Below are 15647 nucleotides of genomic sequence, written 5' to 3'. Positions count from 1 at the left end.
GGCGGTAAGCGCGGTGCTTACCACCGCGCAGGATTGAGATCGGTTAAGCCCGGTTATTTCCACAGCCGAAAACGGCCCTCCTCCTGATCCTCCTCAGCCAGCGGCTCAGCGACGGGCTGGCGCAGAGCGTACCAGTCAATTTTCCGCGTCAGCCCCATCACCGTCGCCAGCGCCACCATCAGCACCCCGGTGCCCAGCAGCAGCGCGCTGTCTTCGGACTGCAGCAGCTGCCACAGCACCGCGTCCAGCAGCAGCAGACCGCCGGTAAACAGTAGCGCGCGCCGTCCACCTAAAATCGCCTGCAGATAGAAGCCGTTCACGGCCGCACAGGTCAGGCTGGCGGCCAGCCAGGCGAGGTTAAAGCCGATATGTTCGGACAGCGCCAGCAGCACCAGGAAGAACATCACCAGCGACAGCCCGACCAGCAGGTACTGCATCGGATGCACGCGCAGCGCGCTCAGCGTTTCAAACAGGAAGAAGGTCATAAAGGTCAGGCCGATCAGCAGGATGGCGTATTTTACCGCCCGCTGCGTCAGCTGATACTGATCGACCGGGTTGACCACCGTGGCGCTAAAGGCCGGTAGCAGTTGCGCCTGTATTCTGGCGTCATCGTGAAAACGTGAGTTGAGGTTATTGGCAAACCAGCTGCTTTGCCAGCTGGCGCTGAAGCCCTGGGCGCTCACCTCCCGCCGTTCCGGCAGGAAGCCGCCGGTAAAGCCCGGATGTGGCCAGTTGCTCTTCAGGTCAAAGCGGCTGTTTTTACCCAGCGGCACCACCTGCAGCTGCTGTGTGCCCTGCAGCTTAAGGGTGAAACTGAGTTGCAGCGTCGGCTGTTGCAACAGCGCTGGCGGTAGCACGGCGTGCAGGCCTTCACCGTTACCGTCCAGCTCACTGCCGGGCTGAAAATCGATCGGCTGGCCGCCGGTCTCCAGCGCGCTGACCGCGCTGATACCGCGTGAATCCCCCACCACCAGTACCACCCGCGGCTCGCCGATGACGATCTCCGGTTTCTGCAGATCGCTAAGCCGGCTGCGGTCAAAGCGGGCGTTAACGGTCAGCCCGCTGCGCCACACCTGCCCCTGGTAGATACCGATGGTGCGCGGCTCAACCTGCTGATCGCCGACGATTTTCAGCTCTTCCGGCAGGTAATAGCGCAGATAGTCGAGCCGTTGCGGCTGGGTTTTTTCACCGTCACTGACCAAACGGGTGATGCTGTACGGCACCACGATCAGCGGACCCAGCAGGCGCTGCGGCCCGCTGGTGCTCTGGCTGAGTTTGTCGGCTACCGTATCGCGCCAGGCGCTGCGTTCAGCAATCAGTGAATTGAGCTGGCTAAGCGGCACCAGCAGCAGCAGCAGGCAACCTGCCAGGGTAAGAACTTTCCAGAACAGAGCGGACTTTATCATTAGAGATCTCCTGTGTCAGTGCGCAGAAGATAGCCCCGCCGTGTGGGGTGAAGATGAAGTTGTGTGAAGGGACGGTGAAGTCAGCGGCTATTTTTTAAGGTCAGCAGCGCGCTGACGCCGCCCTGCGGCCGGTTGGTAAGGGCGATGCTGCCCTGATGCAGGCGTGCGACCTCGCGCACAAAGGCCAGACCCAGCCCGCTGCTCTTCTCGCCGTCGCCGCGCGGCAGCGAGTAGAAACGTTCAAAGATATGGCCGATGGCGTAATCGGGGATGCCGCTGCCGTTGTCGCTCACCTGCAGCCAGATCTCATCGGCATCCTGCCCGCCGCTGAAGGTCACGCTGCCGCCGGCGGCGGTGAAATCCAGCGCGTTATCCAGCAGGTTTGCCAGCGCCTGCTCCAGCAGCAGCCGGTCGGCGGCCACGTTCAGCCCCTGCAGCGAGTCGCGATCGATCTGCAGATGTTTGCCCTGCGCCTGTACGATGCGGCTGGCGCACAGTGATTCAACCAGCGGCAGCAGCGCCACCGGCTGGCGCACGATCTCCGGCACATTCTCCAGTTGCGCCTGGCGCAGCAGATGGTCAATCAGCCGCTGCATACGCCGGTTCTGCTGCAGGATATTGCCGGAGAAGCGGCGGATCACCCCGGCGGGCGGGCACTCATGGATAATCTCCGCCGCGCCGCGGATCGCCGCCAGCGGGCTCTTTAATTCGTGGGTCAACGCGTAGACGTAATGCTCGATGTAGCGCTTGCCTTCCAGCTTCAGCCGCATGCTCTCCAGCGCCTGCGCCAGCTTGCGCAGCTCGCTGCTGTTCAGCGCCGGCAGCGGCGGCGTGTTACCGGCGCTGACCGCGTCAGCATAACGCGAGAGCCGCCCCAGCGAGCGGTTGATCCACAGCACAAACGCCAGCCCGGTCAGCAGCGCAATCCCCAGCAGCGCCGCCCCGGCCCACAGCACGCGGCGCTCGCTGCGGCGGATCACCGGCAGCATGGTGCTGTTGGCCTTGCCGACGCTGAGCACGCCGACGATGCGGTCGCCCTCACGCACCGGGGCCGCCACGTACATCACCGTGCTGTTCTCATCTTCCGCCACGCTGCGGGTGCTGCGCGCGCCGTACTGGCCGCGCAGGGTCAGCAGGACGTCATTCCAGCGCGAATAGTCCTGCCCCAGCGCCACGCCCGCCGAGTCAAACAGTACGATGCCGCGATGGTCGGTCAGATAGACCCGATACTCGTTACGCCGCTTGACGATGCCGCTGATATTCGCCGCTACCGGGTAGTCGCCAAGCGCGGCAAACGCCTGTGCCAGCTGCCCGTGCGCCGGATGGCCGCTGCGCAGATCGGCACGGGCGAACTGCGCCAGCAGCGTAGCGGTATCCACCAGCGTGCCTTCGGTAGCACGCCGCACGCCGGGCTTAATCTCCTGCAGAAAGATATTCAGCACAAACCAGGCCGCCACCGCCACGATCAGGAAGTAGCCCAGCAGCAGGCGCATGCCGATTTTCATCACCCTACCGCCAGGCTGTAGCCGAGTCCGCGATGGGTTATCAGCACTGCTGCCTCGTCAATCTCCCGCAGCTTGGCGCGCAGAGTTTTAATATGGGTATCCACGGTGCGCTCAAGGCTCTCTTCGGCATCAGTCCACACCTGCGCCATCAGCTGCTGGCGTGAGAATACCCGGTTGGGGGAGTGCAGCAGGGTCTTCAGCAGCAGATACTCGTAGCGCGTCAGCGGCAGCGGCTGCCGGCACCACGTAATGCGCGCGGCTTCATCATCGAGGGTGAAACGGCCGATCGACTGCAGCGACGATGCCGCAATACGCTGCTGCTTCTGCAGACGCTTCAGCAGGGTACGCACCCGTGCGCAGACTTCACGCGGTGAAAAGGGCTTAGCCACGTAGTCATCCGCGCCAATTTCCAGCCCGAGCAGGCGATCGAGCTCCTCGCTACGGGCGGTAAGGAACAGTACCGGCAGATCGGGCTGACGGGCCAGCAGCTGGCGGCACAGCTCAAAGCCGCTGATATCCGGCAGGCCGACGTCGAGGATCGCCAGGTCCGGCGGGCCGTCAGCCAGCGCATCCAGCAGCGGCAGGCCGCGGGCAAACCAGCGGGTGGTAAAGCCCTCCAGCTGCAGCATATAAATCAGGGTATCGGCAATACTGGCTTCATCCTCCACCAGCCAGACCGTGGCGCCGGACATTACACGTCTCCTTCAGGCATCAGCAGCCGCTGACGCAATAATCGCCATGCCGCCGGCGGCATGGCATCGGCAAACAGCCACAGCCGTTCACGCTTCCCGCGTGCGTTACGCAACGTCAACAGGATCGCCCACGGCGTGAGCCAGGGGGGCCGCTGCAGGTGCCAGCGCTGTTCACGCCAGCGCAGCTGCCTGCCCAGTGACCAACTGAGGTACCCCGTTCGACGGCGGATACGGCGCTGGCTACGCACGCTTTCCAGCAGCGTCAGCGCCAGTAACACCCCCCACCATGGCGTAACCGATGCAGGCCAGTGGGACAGCAGCAACGACATCAGCACCGCGCCGTGCAGCAGCAGAGAGAGGCGGCAGGCGCAGCGCGAGAGCCGTAACTCAGATTGCCACCGGGCCACGTTGCTGGTTCCGCTGCTGGATCAGTAACACCATGCGTTTCAGTTCCGGGTCAGCGGGTTCACCGTGGTTCATCAACCAGTTGAACAGGTCGGGGTCATCACTTTTCAGGAGTTGTACAAACACCTGCTTATCGGCATCTGTTAAGGAGTCAAACTCATGCTGGAAGAACGGCATAATTGCCATATCCAGTTCACGCATGCCGCGACGGCACGCCCAGTGAATACGTGATTTATTACTAATATCCATGTGTCTCAACGTCGTTTAATCAACCAGGCGCACAGTGTAACCCGTTTTGCCGCCGCTGTTGATGCCCCAGTACACAGCCTGAGTACCCGCCCGCAAATCAGCAACAACGGTTGCAGGGTTATCATGCGATTTGTGCCGCTTCTTCAGGAAACAGGTTGCAAAGCAGGACGGCTCTTTTAACATGAACAGCAACTTTACCTCATTTTCGCTGAATCAGGATGGCACCATGTCGAGTCTTACTTTCCCGCCGGGCCCGCCGCAGCCCGCATCCCAGCTGCCGCTCACGTTGATTTCACTGGAAGAGTGGGCGCTGGTCACCGCCACCGGCGCTGACCGGGTCAGCTATCTGCAGGGGCAGCTGACGCTGGACGTTGCCGCGCTGGACGCCACCCGGCACCAGCCCGCAGCCCATTGCGATGCGAAAGGCAAGATGTGGAGCAACCTGCGCCTGTTCCACCGTGGAGAAGGGCTGGCCTATATTGCGCGCCGCAGCCTGCGTGATAACCAGCTGCAGGAGCTGAAAAAATATGCGGTCTTCGCCAAAGTGACGCTGGCCGCCGATGACGACGCGGTGCTGCTTGGCGTTGCCGGCCTGGGCGCGCGCGCGGCGCTGGCCGGGGTGTTCAGCCAGTTGCCCGATGCCGACACCCCGGTGGTGCAGCAGGATGAGACCACCCTGCTGTGGCAGGAGCTGCCGGCCGAGCGTTTCCTGCTGGTGACCAGTGCATCACAGGCGCAGGCGCTGGCTGACAAACTGGCCGCAACGGCACAGTTGAATAACAGTAACCAGTGGCTGGCGCTGGAGATCGAAGCCGGCTTCGCGGTGATCGACAGCGCCACCAGCGCGCAGTTTATTCCGCAGGCGACCAATATTCAGGCGCTGAACGGCATCAGCTTTAAGAAAGGCTGCTACACCGGCCAGGAGATGGTGGCGCGGGCCAAATTCCGCGGCGCCAACAAGCGTGCGCTCTACTGGCTGGCGGGGCAAGCCGGCCGGGTGCCTGAGGCTAACGACGCGCTGGAGATGAAGATGGGCGAAAACTGGCGGCGTACCGGTACTATCCTCACCGCCTGCCGGTTAGAAAATGGTGATGTCTGGGTGCAGGCGGTGCTGAACAACGATCTGGAAGCCGATACGGTACTTCGGGTACAGGGCGATGAAGGCGGCGAACTGAGCATCCAGCCGCTGCCTTATGAAATCACCGCAGGCTGACCAGCCTTAACGGATATAAAAATAAATGGCGAAGAAGTGGCACAGGCTGCCACCGAGTACAAAGCCGTGCCAGATGGCATGGTTGTAAGGAATACGCTTCGCCACGTAGAAGAAAACCCCCAGCGAGTAGACGATGCCCCCGACGGCCAGCAGCCAGACGCTGCCGGCCGGCAGGCGCAGCACCATCTGATACAGCACCACCAGTGACAGCCACCCCATCAGCAGGTAGGTCACCAGCGACAGCGCGGCAAAGCGGTGCGCGAAGGCCAGTTTAAACACCACCCCGGCCAGCGCAAGGCTCCAGATTACCACCATCAGGCCGTGCGCCAGCGGCGACTTCAGCCCCACCAGCAGAAACGGCGTATAGGTGCCGGCAATCAGCAGATAGATGGCGGCATGGTCAATCTTCTTCAGCCAGTACCTGGCCCGCGGATGCGGGATGGCGTGGTACAACGTCGAGGCAAGAAACAGCAGGATTATGCTGCCGCCGTACAGGCTGTAACTGGTGATGGCCAGCGCACCGGCACCGGCGTCGCTGGCCTGGCTCAGCAGCAGCACCAGCCCGATAACGCCCAGCAGGCAGCCGATGCCGTGGCTGATGCTGTTGACCACTTCCTCTGCCAGCGAATACTCCGGCTCCAGAACGTTCTGTTTCACTCTGTTCAACCGCGATCTCCTGCTCCGCCGACTATCGCCCGATGCGATAGCCTGATTTCCTGACAGCCTAACCGAGAAATATTTCAGAGTACAACTGTAAGCTGAAAAAAGTATGAAACGATGTAACACTTTCTGGCATGTAATACGCAAACGTTTCCCTCACACTGCGGGCGAATTTTTTCAGGGAGGCGGCGCACACCAAAGGCTGGCTGAGTTAGCCACAGCGCGCGGCGGCCAGGCAGGCCCGCCGCGCCGGCAGGTTTACTCGTATTCGCTCATCGGCACGCAGGAGCAGAACAGATTACGATCGCCGTAAACGTCGTCCAGGCGTTTCACCGTCGGCCAGTACTTATTGACGCTGCCTGCCGGGAACACCGCCAGCTCACGGCTGTACGGGTGTGACCACTCGCCAACAATCTCCATCTGGGTGTGCGGCGCGTTGACCAGCGGGTTATCTTCCGCCGGCCACTCACCGCCCGCCACCCGATCGATTTCGCTGCGGATCGACAGCATCGCGTCGATAAAGCGGTCGAGCTCGGTTTTACTCTCCGACTCGGTTGGCTCCACCATCAGCGTGCCCGGCACCGGGAACGACATGGTCGGCGCGTGGAAGCCGTAGTCAATTAACCGCTTGGCAATGTCCAGCTCGCTGATACCGGTTTGCTCCTTCAACGGACGGATATCCAGAATGCATTCGTGCGCCACGTGGCCGTCGGCTCCGGCATACAGCACCGGATAGGATGACTTCAGCCGGGTGGCTATATAGTTGGCGTTGAGGATCGCCACCGAACTGGCCTGCTTCAGCCCTTCCGCCCCCATCATGCGGATATACATCCAGCTGATCGGCAGGATCGAGGCGCTGCCAAACGGCGCGGCGGAAACCGCACCCTGACGGGTCAGCATCCCCTCAATTTCCATGACGCTGTGCCCCGGTACGAACGGTGCCAGGTGCGCCTTCACGCCGATCGGCCCCATGCCGGGACCGCCGCCGCCGTGCGGAATGCAGAAGGTTTTATGCAGATTGAGGTGCGAGACGTCAGCGCCTATATAGCCCGGCGTGGTGATTCCCACCTGCGCATTCATATTCGCCCCGTCCAGGTAAACCTGGCCGCCAAACTGATGAACGATCTGGCAAACCTCACGGATGGTCTCTTCGTACACGCCGTGGGTAGACGGATAGGTGACCATAATGCAGGAGAGCGTTTCTCCCGCCTGCTCTGCCTTGTTGCGCAGATCGTGCAGGTCGATATTGCCCTGTCTGTCGCAGGCCACCACCACAATATCCATGCCGGCCATCTGCGCCGAGGCCGGGTTGGTACCGTGGGCCGAGGCCGGGATCAGGCAGATATTGCGCGAGCACTCATTACGGCTTTCGTGATAGCGGCGGATCGCCAGCAGCCCGGCATACTCACCCTGCGCGCCGGAGTTTGGCTGCATGCAGAGCGCGTCATAGCCGGTCAGCTGCACCAGCCACTGCGAAAGCTGGCCAATCATCTGCAGATAGCCGCCCGCCTGCTCCGGCGGGCAGAACGGATGCAGCTCGGCGAATTCGGGCCAGGTAATCGGGATCATCTCCGCCGCGGCGTTCAGCTTCATGGTGCAGGAGCCCAGCGGGATCATCGCCTGGTTCAGCGCCAGGTCCTTGCGTTCCAGGCTGTGCATGTAGCGCATCATCTCGGTTTCGCTGTGGTAGCGGTTAAACACCGGATGGGTAAGAATCGCCTCACGGCGCAGCAGCGCGTCCGACAGCGAACGGCTCTCTGCGCTGGCCTGCGCATCCAGCGCGTCGATATCCTGGCCGTGATCGTCGCCCAGCAGTACCGCAAACAGCGTCGCGATATCTTCCCGGCGGGTGGTTTCATCAAGGGTGATCCCCACCGCATGCAGCAGATCGGTGCGCAGGTTAAGGCCAAAGGTCAGGGCGCGGTCGAGCACCGCCGCCTTATCGGCCACCTCGACCGTCAGGGTGTCGAACCAGCTGTGGTGGCGCAGCGTCAGTCCGCCGTTCTGCAGCCCGGCGGCCAGAATATCGGTCAGCCGGTGAATGCGGCTGGCGATGCGTTTTAACCCCTGTGGGCCGTGGAAAACGGCATACAGGCTGGCAATATTGGCCAGCAGCACCTGCGAGGTGCAGATATTGGAGTTGGCCTTTTCCCGGCGAATATGCTGCTCACGGGTCTGCATCGCCATGCGCAGCGCGGTGTTGCCGGCGGCATCGCGCGATACGCCGATAATGCGGCCCGGCATCGAGCGCTTAAACTCATCGCGGGCGGCAAAGAAGGCCGCGTGTGGGCCGCCGTAGCCCATCGGCACGCCAAAGCGCTGCGCGGAGCCAAACACAATATCGGCCCCCTGCCTGCCCGGTGCCTCCAGTAGCACCAGCGTCAGTAGATCGGCGGCGACGCTGACCAGCACCTGGCGTTGCTTCAGTTCCGCGATCAGCTGGCCGTAGTTGTGTACTTCGCCGCCGGTGCCCACCTGCTGTAACAGCACGCCAAATACTCCTTCCAGCTCCAGCACCTTGTCGGCTTTGTCGACCAGCACGTCGAAACCAAAGGTCTCGGCGCGGGTGCGCACCACGTCCAGCGTCTGCGGGTGAACGTCGTCGGCCACGAAGAAGCGGTTGGCGTTTTTCAGCTTACTCAGCCGTTTGGCCATCGCCATCGCTTCTGCCGCCGCGGTGGCTTCATCCAGCAGCGAGGCGGAGGCGATATCCAGCCCGGTCAGATCCAGCGTCAGCTGCTGGAAGTTAAGCAGCGCTTCCAGCCGCCCCTGAGATACTTCAGGCTGATAGGGCGTGTAGGCGGTGTACCAGCCCGGATTCTCCAGCATGTTACGCAGGATCACCGGCGGCGTGAGCACCGGCGTATAGCCCATGCCGATATAGGATTTATAACGCTGATTTTGCGCGGCAATCGCCTTGAGCTCGGCCAGCGCCTGATGCTCGGTCACCGCATCGCCCACCGCCGGCGGGCCGGGCAGCTGAATGTCGGCAGGCACAATTGAGGCAATCAGTTCACTGAGTGAATCGGCTCCAACCGCGGCCAGCATCGCTGCCTGCTGCTCGGATGAAGGTCCAATATGGCGGCCGATAAAGGCGCCGTGATGTTCAAGCTGGCTGAGGGTCTGGTTCATGAGCGGTCAATCCTGCGGGTTAGCAGGCCGGCGTCCACCGGCCACGGGGAGAGAAGGTTATTCGCTGATGGAACTGCTGTAGGCTTCCGCGCTCAGCAGCGTCGCCAGTTCGGCTTCATTGCTGGCTTTAATGCGAAACAGCCAGCCGTCACCGTAGGGCTCACTGTTAATCAGCTCCGGCGAGGTTTGCAGAACGTCGTTGATCGCGATGATTTCGCCACCGATCGGAGCATAGATATCGGATGCGGCTTTCACCGATTCGGCCACCGCACATTCATCGTCTTTGCCATAAACGTTGCCGACTTCAGGCAGTTCAACAAACACCATATCGCCCAGTAGCTCCTGCGCGTGCTCGGTGATGCCGACGGTATAGATACCGTCGGCATCCTTACGCACCCACTCGTGGCTTTCACAGTACTTCAGTTCACTCGGTACATTGCTCATTCACTGGATCTCCAAAAGGTCGGGAATAATCGTTTTAAATCACTGGCTGACCGCCACGCACGAACGCCGGTTTACAGACCCTGACCGGCATTTCACGGTTGCGGATCTGCACAATGGCCTGCTCGCCAATCCCCGCCGGCACCCGTGCCAGCGCAATGCTGTAACCGAGCGTCGGTGAGAACGAGCCGCTGGTAATTACGCCTTCCTGCACGTTGCCGCCGGCATCGGTAAAGCGCACCGGCAGCCCGTTACGCAGCACGCCTTTCTCGGTCATAATCAGGCCGACCAACTGCATCGTGCCCTTCTCACGCTGGCTCTCCAGCGCTTCACGGCCGATAAACGGCCGATCTGCCGGTTGCCAGGCGATGGTCCAGGCCATATTGGCGGCCAGCGGTGAGACACTTTCATCCATCTCCTGGCCGTACAGGTTCATCCCGGCCTCCAGCCGCAGCGTATCCCGCGCGCCCAGCCCGGCGGGCTGTACTCCTGCCGACAGCAGGCGCTGCCACAGATCCACCACCTGCGCCGCCGGCAGGGCAATTTCATAACCGGATTCGCCGGTATAGCCGGTGGTGGCGATAAACCAGTCGCCCGCCTGCACGCCGAAGAACGGTTTCATGCCTGCTACCGCCGCCCGCTGCGCATCATCCAGCAGCGACTGCACTTTTTGTTGAGCGTTAGGGCCCTGCACCGCCAGCAGCGCCAGGTCATCACGCTCGGTCAGCTCAATGCCGTAAGCCTGTGCCTGCTGCGAGATCCATGCCAGATCGTTCTCGCGGGTGGCAGAGTTGACCACCAGGCGGAAGAAATCTTCAGCGAGGAAATAGACGATCAGGTCGTCTATAACGCCGCCCGAGGCGTTCAGCATGGCGGTGTATAGCGCTTTGCCAGGGGAAGTGAGTTTGGCGACGTCGTTGGCCAGCAGGTAGCGGAGAAACTCCCGCGTACGTGCGCCGTGCAGATCAACAATGGTCATATGGGAAACATCGAACATGCCGGCATCGCGGCGCACCGCATGGTGCTCATCAAGCTGTGAACCATAGTGCAACGGCATCATCCAGCCGTGGAAGTCCACCATCCGCGCCTGCGCGGCCTGATGCTGTTCAAACAACGGAGTTTGCTGAGTCATCATTCCTTACCTGATATCCGGTTGCTGACTAACGCCACATGCCACCGATCGCGGCCGGGCGCAAACGTTACCTTCCTGCTGAACTTACCACCGACGTGCGCGGTTAACCATAAGTTAAACAGGGTCGAACCTGTAGAGTGCACGAAAAACCCCGAATAATGATGCAGTTTATTTCACTGCTTTAACGAGAGTTAACCCACATAAACAGCATGCTAAGCACAAAAAGGCAGATTTACCTCAGCAATCCGAGACGGCCGGAGGGAAATCCCTCTTCATTCGGCGCACACCATCATTACTAAAACTAATCCGAACTACGGCGTAAAATTAGAATAAATCAAACGATGCGCAAAAAAGGGGCAATCGTTGCGCCAGAAATGGACAACGTGGGGGGGGAGCAGATAACGAATTAAAAATGGGGGCCGTAGCCCCCACCTTTTTCTTCTGTTTTACAGCATTAACGCAGCCACTCCGGCAGATCGTGCAGGCCCATCGCCTGCTTTAACAGCCGCGGCTTGACGCCGGGCAGCACGTCCGCCAGCGCCAGGCCGACGTCGCGCAGCAGCTTTTTCGCCGGATTGTTGCCGTCAAACAGCTCACGAAAACCCTGCATGCTCGCCAGCATCAGCGCCGCGCTGTGCTTGCGGCTGCGCTCGTAGCGGCGCAGGTAGAGGTGCTGACCGATATCCTTGCCCTGCTGCTGCAGGCGACGCACTTCGCCGATCAGCTCTGCCGCATCCATAAAGCCGAGGTTAACGCCCTGGCCTGCCAGCGGATGAATAGTGTGCGCGGCGTCGCCGACCAGCGCCAGCCGGTGCGCGGCAAAGTTGCGCGCGTAGCGGCCGGCCAGCGGGAAGGTCTGACGCTCGCTTTCGACCTGACACAGGCCGAGGCGCAGATCAAAGGCAACGGCCAGCTGCTGGTTAAACACCTCATCAGGCATCGACTGCAGGCGGCTGGCCTCCTGCGGCGACAATGACCAGACGATGGAACAGAGGTGCGGATCGCTGAGCGGTAGAAAGGCCAGAATGCCGTCGCCGTGAAACACCTGACGCGCCACCGCGCCATGCGGCTGCCCGGTACGGATGTTGGCCACCAGCGCATGGTGCTGATAATCCCAGAAGGTCAGCGGGATATCCGCCTTGTTGCGCAGCCAGGAATTAGCCCCGTCGGCGGCCACCAGCAGGCGTCCCGTCATCATCGTGCCGTCGCTGAGGGTGACGAAGGCTTCATTCTCGCCAAAGGCCACCTGCTGCAGCTCGGCCGGGGCCAGCAGGGTAATGTCGCTGAGGCTCTGCGCCCGCTGCCACAACGCCTGATGGATCACCTGGTTTTCAATGATATGCCCCAGGTGGGTCAGATCCTGCTGACCGTCGTCAAAAGCAATTTCACCAAAGCTGTCGCGATCCCACACCTGCATGCCGTGGTAGGCGCTGGCCCGCGTTGCCAGAATAGTACTCCAGACGCCGAGATGCTGTAGCAGCCGCTCGCTGGCGGCGTTGATCGCCGACACGCGCAGGGCCGGTGGCGCATCCGCCGCCAGCGCTTGCGGCTGTTCGCGCTCCAGCACCGCCACGCGCAACCCGCTGCCCTGCAGGCCACAGGCCACCGCCAGACCGACCATGCCGCCTCCGGCAATAATCACATCATAAGTTTGCATGACTGCTCTCTCCTTAACGCTTAACCCAGCCCAACGTGCGCCCGGCCAGCAAATTACGTAACGGCGGCAGATGGTCCATCGCCATCAGCCCCAGATTGCGCCCGATCACCAGCGGCGCATAGCAGTTAGCAAACAGTCTGACCAGGCCGTCGGTGACGCCGATGGTCGCCGCGGTGTCCGGCCGGCGGCGCTGCTGATAGCGCTGTAACGTAGTGAAACTGCCGACGTCCTGCCCGTCTCGCCAGCTGGCCGCCACGGTTTCAGCCAGCGACATCACGTCACGCATGCCGAGGTTAAAACCCTGGCCGGCGATCGGATGCAGTGTCTGCGCGGCGTTGCCCACCAGCGCCAGCCGGTGCGATACGTGCTGCCCTGCGCGCTGCAGCCGCAGCGGATAGCTGTCGCGCTGGCCGACCTGGGTAATGCGTCCCAGCCGCCAGCCAAACGCCTGCTGCAGCCGGGTGAGAAACTCATCGTCGCCCCAGCCGTCGACCTGCGCCCGGTTTTCCAGCGGATGGCACCACACCAGCGAACTGCGGCCGGCGGACATCGGCAGCAGCGCCAGCGGGCCGTGTTCGGTAAAGCGCTCGAAGGCACGGCCGTTGTGCGCCTGCTGCGTCGAGACGTTGGCAATCACCGCCACCTGCTGATAATCCTCGCTGTGCCATTGCACGCCGCAGGCGGCCGCTACCGGGGAGCGCGCACCGTCCGCCGCCACCAGCAGCTGGCCGGTCAGCGTTTCGCCATCGGACAGCACCACGCTGACGCCCTGCTGCGAACGGTCCACCTGCGCCACCGTGGCCGGGCAGCGCAGCGTGACGCCCGGCGCCTGCTGCAGGCGGGCGAACAGCCGCTGGCCGACATCGTGCAGTTCCACTACCTGGCCGAGCGCGCTGATGCCGTAATCGGCTGCGTCCAGCGAAACAAAGCTGGCATGGCCGCGATCGCTGACGTGCACGTGGCGAATGGCGGTACCGCAGGGAGCCAACAGCGGCCACAGGTCGATCGCCGCCAGCTGGCGACAGGTTCCTTCGGCAAGGGCAATGGCCCGGCCATCATAGCCGGGATGTGCCCGATTGCCAGGTTCCGTGGCCTCCACCAGCGTCACCGGCAGCGCACCGCCGGTCAGATGAGAGATGGCCAGCGCCAGCGTCGCCCCGGCCATCCCCCCGCCCGTAATAATTATGCTCATTGTTGCTTCGCTGCCGCCATCAGTGCTTCAATTTCGTCGGCATCTTTTACCACCGTCGCGGTCAGGTTTTCGTTGCCTTCAGCGGTGATAAGAATGTCGTCTTCAATGCGGATGCCGATGCCGCGGTACTCCGGCGGCACCTCAGCGTCAGGCGCAATATACAGCCCCGGTTCTACGGTCAGCACCATGCCCGGCTCCAGCGGCCGGTCACGATCGACGCCGTAGTGGCCGACGTCGTGCACGTCCAGCCCCAGCCAGTGGCTGAGACCGTGCATAAAGAAGGGACGGTACGCCTGTTCGGCGACCAGCGTAGCCACATCGCCCTGCAGGATGCCCAGCCTGACCAGCCCGCTCACCATCACCTCCACCACCTCAGCGGTCACCGCACGGATGCTGGTGCCGGGGCGATAGAGTTCCAGCGCCCGCTGCAGCGAGGCCAGCACGATGTCGTAAATCGCCCGCTGCGGCGCGCTAAAGGTGCCGCCCACCGGGAAGGTACGGGTGATATCACCGGCATAGCCCTGATACTCGCAGCCGGCGTCGATCAGCACCAGCTGGCCGTCGCGCATCTGCCCCTCATTTTCGGTGTAGTGCAGGATACAGCCGTTGTCGCCGGCACCGACGATAGTGCTGTAAGCGGGAAAGCGTGCCCCGTGACGGTTAAATTCATGCTGGATCTCACCCTCCAGCTGATACTCATACATCCCCGGCCGTGACTGCTGCATCGCCCGGGTATGCGCCAGCGCGCTGATGCGACCGGCTTCACGCATGACCGCCAGCTCTTCCGCCGATTTAAACAGGCGCAGCTCGTGCACCCACGGCCGCCAGTCGGTGACGCTGGCCGGCGCCTGCAGATTTTGCCGCGAGCCGGCGCGCAGTTTATCCAGCGCGGCGAACAGCAGCTGGTCAGCAAAAGCATACTGCCCCTGCGCGTGGTAAACCACATCCAGCCCGTTGAGCAGCAGGTGCAGCTGTGCGCCGAGATCGTCCCAGGGCAGCGCACGATCCACCGCCAGCGCTGCCGGGGCCGCATCCTGCCCCAGACGACGGCCAAACCAGATCTCCGCGGTCAGATCGCGCACGCGGTTAAACAGCACGCTGTGGCTGTGCTTCGCGTCACTCTTGATCAGCAGCAGCAGTGCCTGCGGCTCGTTGAAACCGGTGAAGTACCAGAAGTCGCTGTTTTGCCGGAACGGATACTCGCAGTCGTTACTGCGGGTCACTTCCGGGGCGGCAAAGATCAGTGCCGCACTGCCCGGTACCATTTTTGCTAACAGCGCCTGACGGCGGCGCAAAAACTCTTGCTGGGTCATTGGCATCTCCATGAGTGAGTGATCGGGCCTGGCTGAGCCACAGGGCCGTTTAATCCGTTAGTGCAGGGTCGGCTTGCTCGCTACCGCGTTGACCGGCGGCATCTGACGGGTAAAGGTGTCGTGGCACAGCAGCGCCGCAACGCGCACGTACTCCACCACCTCTTCCAGCGACTGCTCCAGCTCTTCCTGGTCTTCATCTTCATCGTAGCCGAGCTGGGCAATGGTGCGCAGATCGTCAATCGCTTCGCCGGTTTCGCCTTTCACTTTGTCGAGCTTCGGTTGGGTGACGCCCAGCCCGAGCAGGAAGTGGTTAACCCAGCCGGCCAGCGCGTCCGCGCGGTCAAACACGGTGATATCGTCATCTTCCGGCAGGTAGAGCTGAAACAGAAAGCCTTCATCTTCCAGCGATTCACCGATTGCCTGGTGCAACTCCTGCAGCGGAACGCTGAGCACGTGGGAGAAGGCCATGCCTTCATTGGTCAGGTCATGAACCAGTGACTGCCAGCGGCCATCGCGGTTTCCACCGCAGATGATCCCGCTTAGCAGGCCATGCATTTCAGCGGGCGTCATGCCGACACCCTGCTGCGTCAGTACGGAGGCCAGGGCGTTATAACCCGGCATGGTATTAGTCAGTGACATACGTTTACTTC

Annotated in this window: 14 protein-coding genes; 1 reads left to right on the top strand and 13 read right to left on the bottom strand. The window is 62.1% G+C overall.

The window, feature by feature from the left end; genetic code table 11:
• Window positions 1-53 precede the first annotated feature (53 nt).
• From creD to sdhE, 5 genes are all read right to left on the bottom strand, one after another.
• Window positions 54-1406, bottom strand: coding sequence for a cell envelope integrity protein CreD (creD, locus tag ASF13_RS01910; protein WP_056231914.1), 1353 nt, complete (start codon window positions 1404-1406; stop codon window positions 54-56).
• An 80-nt stretch (window positions 1407-1486) separates the two neighbouring features.
• Window positions 1487-2911, bottom strand: a complete 1425-nt coding sequence (gene creC, locus ASF13_RS01905; RefSeq protein ID WP_056231913.1) for a two-component system sensor histidine kinase CreC — start codon at window positions 2909-2911, stop codon at window positions 1487-1489.
• Window positions 2911-3603 carry a two-component system response regulator CreB gene (creB, locus tag ASF13_RS01900; RefSeq protein WP_056231911.1) on the bottom strand — a complete coding sequence of 231 codons (693 nt, stop codon included), beginning with the start codon at window positions 3601-3603 and terminating at the stop codon, window positions 2911-2913. Before creB ends, creC begins: the two co-directional genes overlap by 1 nt.
• Window positions 3603-4010, bottom strand: a complete 408-nt coding sequence (locus tag ASF13_RS01895; RefSeq protein ID WP_056231909.1) for a protein YgfX — start codon at window positions 4008-4010, stop codon at window positions 3603-3605. Before ASF13_RS01895 ends, creB begins: the two co-directional genes overlap by 1 nt.
• A complete protein-coding gene (sdhE, locus tag ASF13_RS01890) occupies window positions 3991-4257 on the bottom strand; it encodes an FAD assembly factor SdhE (RefSeq protein WP_056231907.1) in 267 nt (88 codons plus the stop codon). The genes ASF13_RS01895 and sdhE overlap by 20 nt, the downstream gene beginning before the upstream one ends.
• 226 nt (window positions 4258-4483) lie before the next feature.
• Between sdhE and ygfZ the strand changes: the two genes are divergently transcribed.
• Window positions 4484-5470, top strand: coding sequence for a tRNA-modifying protein YgfZ (gene ygfZ / locus ASF13_RS01885; RefSeq protein ID WP_056232338.1), 987 nt, complete (start codon window positions 4484-4486; stop codon window positions 5468-5470).
• Window positions 5471-5476: 6 nt separating this feature from the next.
• Here ygfZ and ASF13_RS01880 read toward each other — a convergent pair whose 3' ends face one another.
• From ASF13_RS01880 to ASF13_RS01845, 8 genes are all read right to left on the bottom strand, one after another.
• A complete protein-coding gene (locus ASF13_RS01880; protein WP_056232335.1) occupies window positions 5477-6127 on the bottom strand; it encodes a hemolysin III family protein in 651 nt (216 codons plus the stop codon).
• 261 nt (window positions 6128-6388) lie between these two features.
• Window positions 6389-9262 (bottom strand): aminomethyl-transferring glycine dehydrogenase, encoded by a 2874-nt coding sequence (gene gcvP, locus ASF13_RS01875; RefSeq protein ID WP_056231904.1) that lies wholly within the window; start codon window positions 9260-9262, stop codon window positions 6389-6391.
• Window positions 9263-9319: 57 nt separating this feature from the next.
• A complete protein-coding gene (gcvH, locus tag ASF13_RS01870) occupies window positions 9320-9706 on the bottom strand; it encodes a glycine cleavage system protein GcvH (RefSeq protein WP_056231901.1) in 387 nt (128 codons plus the stop codon).
• Window positions 9707-9740: 34 nt separating this feature from the next.
• Window positions 9741-10835 (bottom strand): glycine cleavage system aminomethyltransferase GcvT, encoded by a 1095-nt coding sequence (gene gcvT, locus ASF13_RS01865; protein WP_056231898.1) that lies wholly within the window; start codon window positions 10833-10835, stop codon window positions 9741-9743.
• A gap of 454 nt (window positions 10836-11289) precedes the next feature.
• Entirely contained in the window at window positions 11290-12492 is a 1203-nt protein-coding gene (gene ubiI, locus ASF13_RS01860) for an FAD-dependent 2-octaprenylphenol hydroxylase (RefSeq protein ID WP_056231886.1), read from the bottom strand.
• Between the two features lie 13 nt (window positions 12493-12505).
• Complete coding sequence (gene ubiH, locus ASF13_RS01855) at window positions 12506-13684, bottom strand: 2-octaprenyl-6-methoxyphenyl hydroxylase (RefSeq protein WP_056231883.1); 1179 nt, start codon at window positions 13682-13684, stop codon at window positions 12506-12508.
• Window positions 13681-14997 carry a Xaa-Pro aminopeptidase gene (pepP, locus tag ASF13_RS01850; protein WP_056231879.1) on the bottom strand — a complete coding sequence of 439 codons (1317 nt, stop codon included), beginning with the start codon at window positions 14995-14997 and terminating at the stop codon, window positions 13681-13683. The genes ubiH and pepP overlap by 4 nt, the downstream gene beginning before the upstream one ends.
• A gap of 57 nt (window positions 14998-15054) precedes the next feature.
• Window positions 15055-15636 (bottom strand): YecA family protein, encoded by a 582-nt coding sequence (locus tag ASF13_RS01845; RefSeq protein WP_056231877.1) that lies wholly within the window; start codon window positions 15634-15636, stop codon window positions 15055-15057.
• Between the last annotated feature and the right edge of the window lie 11 nt (window positions 15637-15647).

It is taken from the genome of Erwinia sp. Leaf53, assembly GCF_001422605.1.
In the GTDB taxonomy this organism is placed as follows: Bacteria; Pseudomonadota; Gammaproteobacteria; order Enterobacterales; family Enterobacteriaceae; genus Erwinia.
The sequence above is the reverse complement of the archived record's forward strand: the minus strand, read 5'-3'. Positions and strand labels throughout refer to the sequence as shown.

Excerpts from the sequence above, each read along its gene's own strand:
- pepP (WP_056231879.1), bottom strand. The coding sequence starts at position 14,997 with ATGACCCAGCAAGAGTTTTTGCGCCGCCGTCAGGCGCTGTTAGCAAAA.
- creC (WP_056231913.1), bottom strand. The coding sequence starts at position 2,911 with ATGAAAATCGGCATGCGCCTGCTGCTGGGCTACTTCCTGATCGTGGCG.
- ygfZ (WP_056232338.1), top strand. The coding sequence starts at position 4,484 with ATGTCGAGTCTTACTTTCCCGCCGGGCCCGCCGCAGCCCGCATCCCAG.
- ubiI (WP_056231886.1), bottom strand. The coding sequence starts at position 12,492 with ATGCAAACTTATGATGTGATTATTGCCGGAGGCGGCATGGTCGGTCTG.
- gcvP (WP_056231904.1), bottom strand. The coding sequence starts at position 9,262 with ATGAACCAGACCCTCAGCCAGCTTGAACATCACGGCGCCTTTATCGGC.
- creD (WP_056231914.1), bottom strand. The coding sequence starts at position 1,406 with ATGATAAAGTCCGCTCTGTTCTGGAAAGTTCTTACCCTGGCAGGTTGC.
- gcvT (WP_056231898.1), bottom strand. The coding sequence starts at position 10,835 with ATGACTCAGCAAACTCCGTTGTTTGAACAGCATCAGGCCGCGCAGGCG.
- creB (WP_056231911.1), bottom strand. The coding sequence starts at position 3,603 with ATGTCCGGCGCCACGGTCTGGCTGGTGGAGGATGAAGCCAGTATTGCC.
- ubiH (WP_056231883.1), bottom strand. The coding sequence starts at position 13,684 with ATGAGCATAATTATTACGGGCGGGGGGATGGCCGGGGCGACGCTGGCG.
- gcvH (WP_056231901.1), bottom strand. The coding sequence starts at position 9,706 with ATGAGCAATGTACCGAGTGAACTGAAGTACTGTGAAAGCCACGAGTGG.
- ASF13_RS01845 (WP_056231877.1), bottom strand. The coding sequence starts at position 15,636 with ATGTCACTGACTAATACCATGCCGGGTTATAACGCCCTGGCCTCCGTA.
- sdhE (WP_056231907.1), bottom strand. The coding sequence starts at position 4,257 with ATGGATATTAGTAATAAATCACGTATTCACTGGGCGTGCCGTCGCGGC.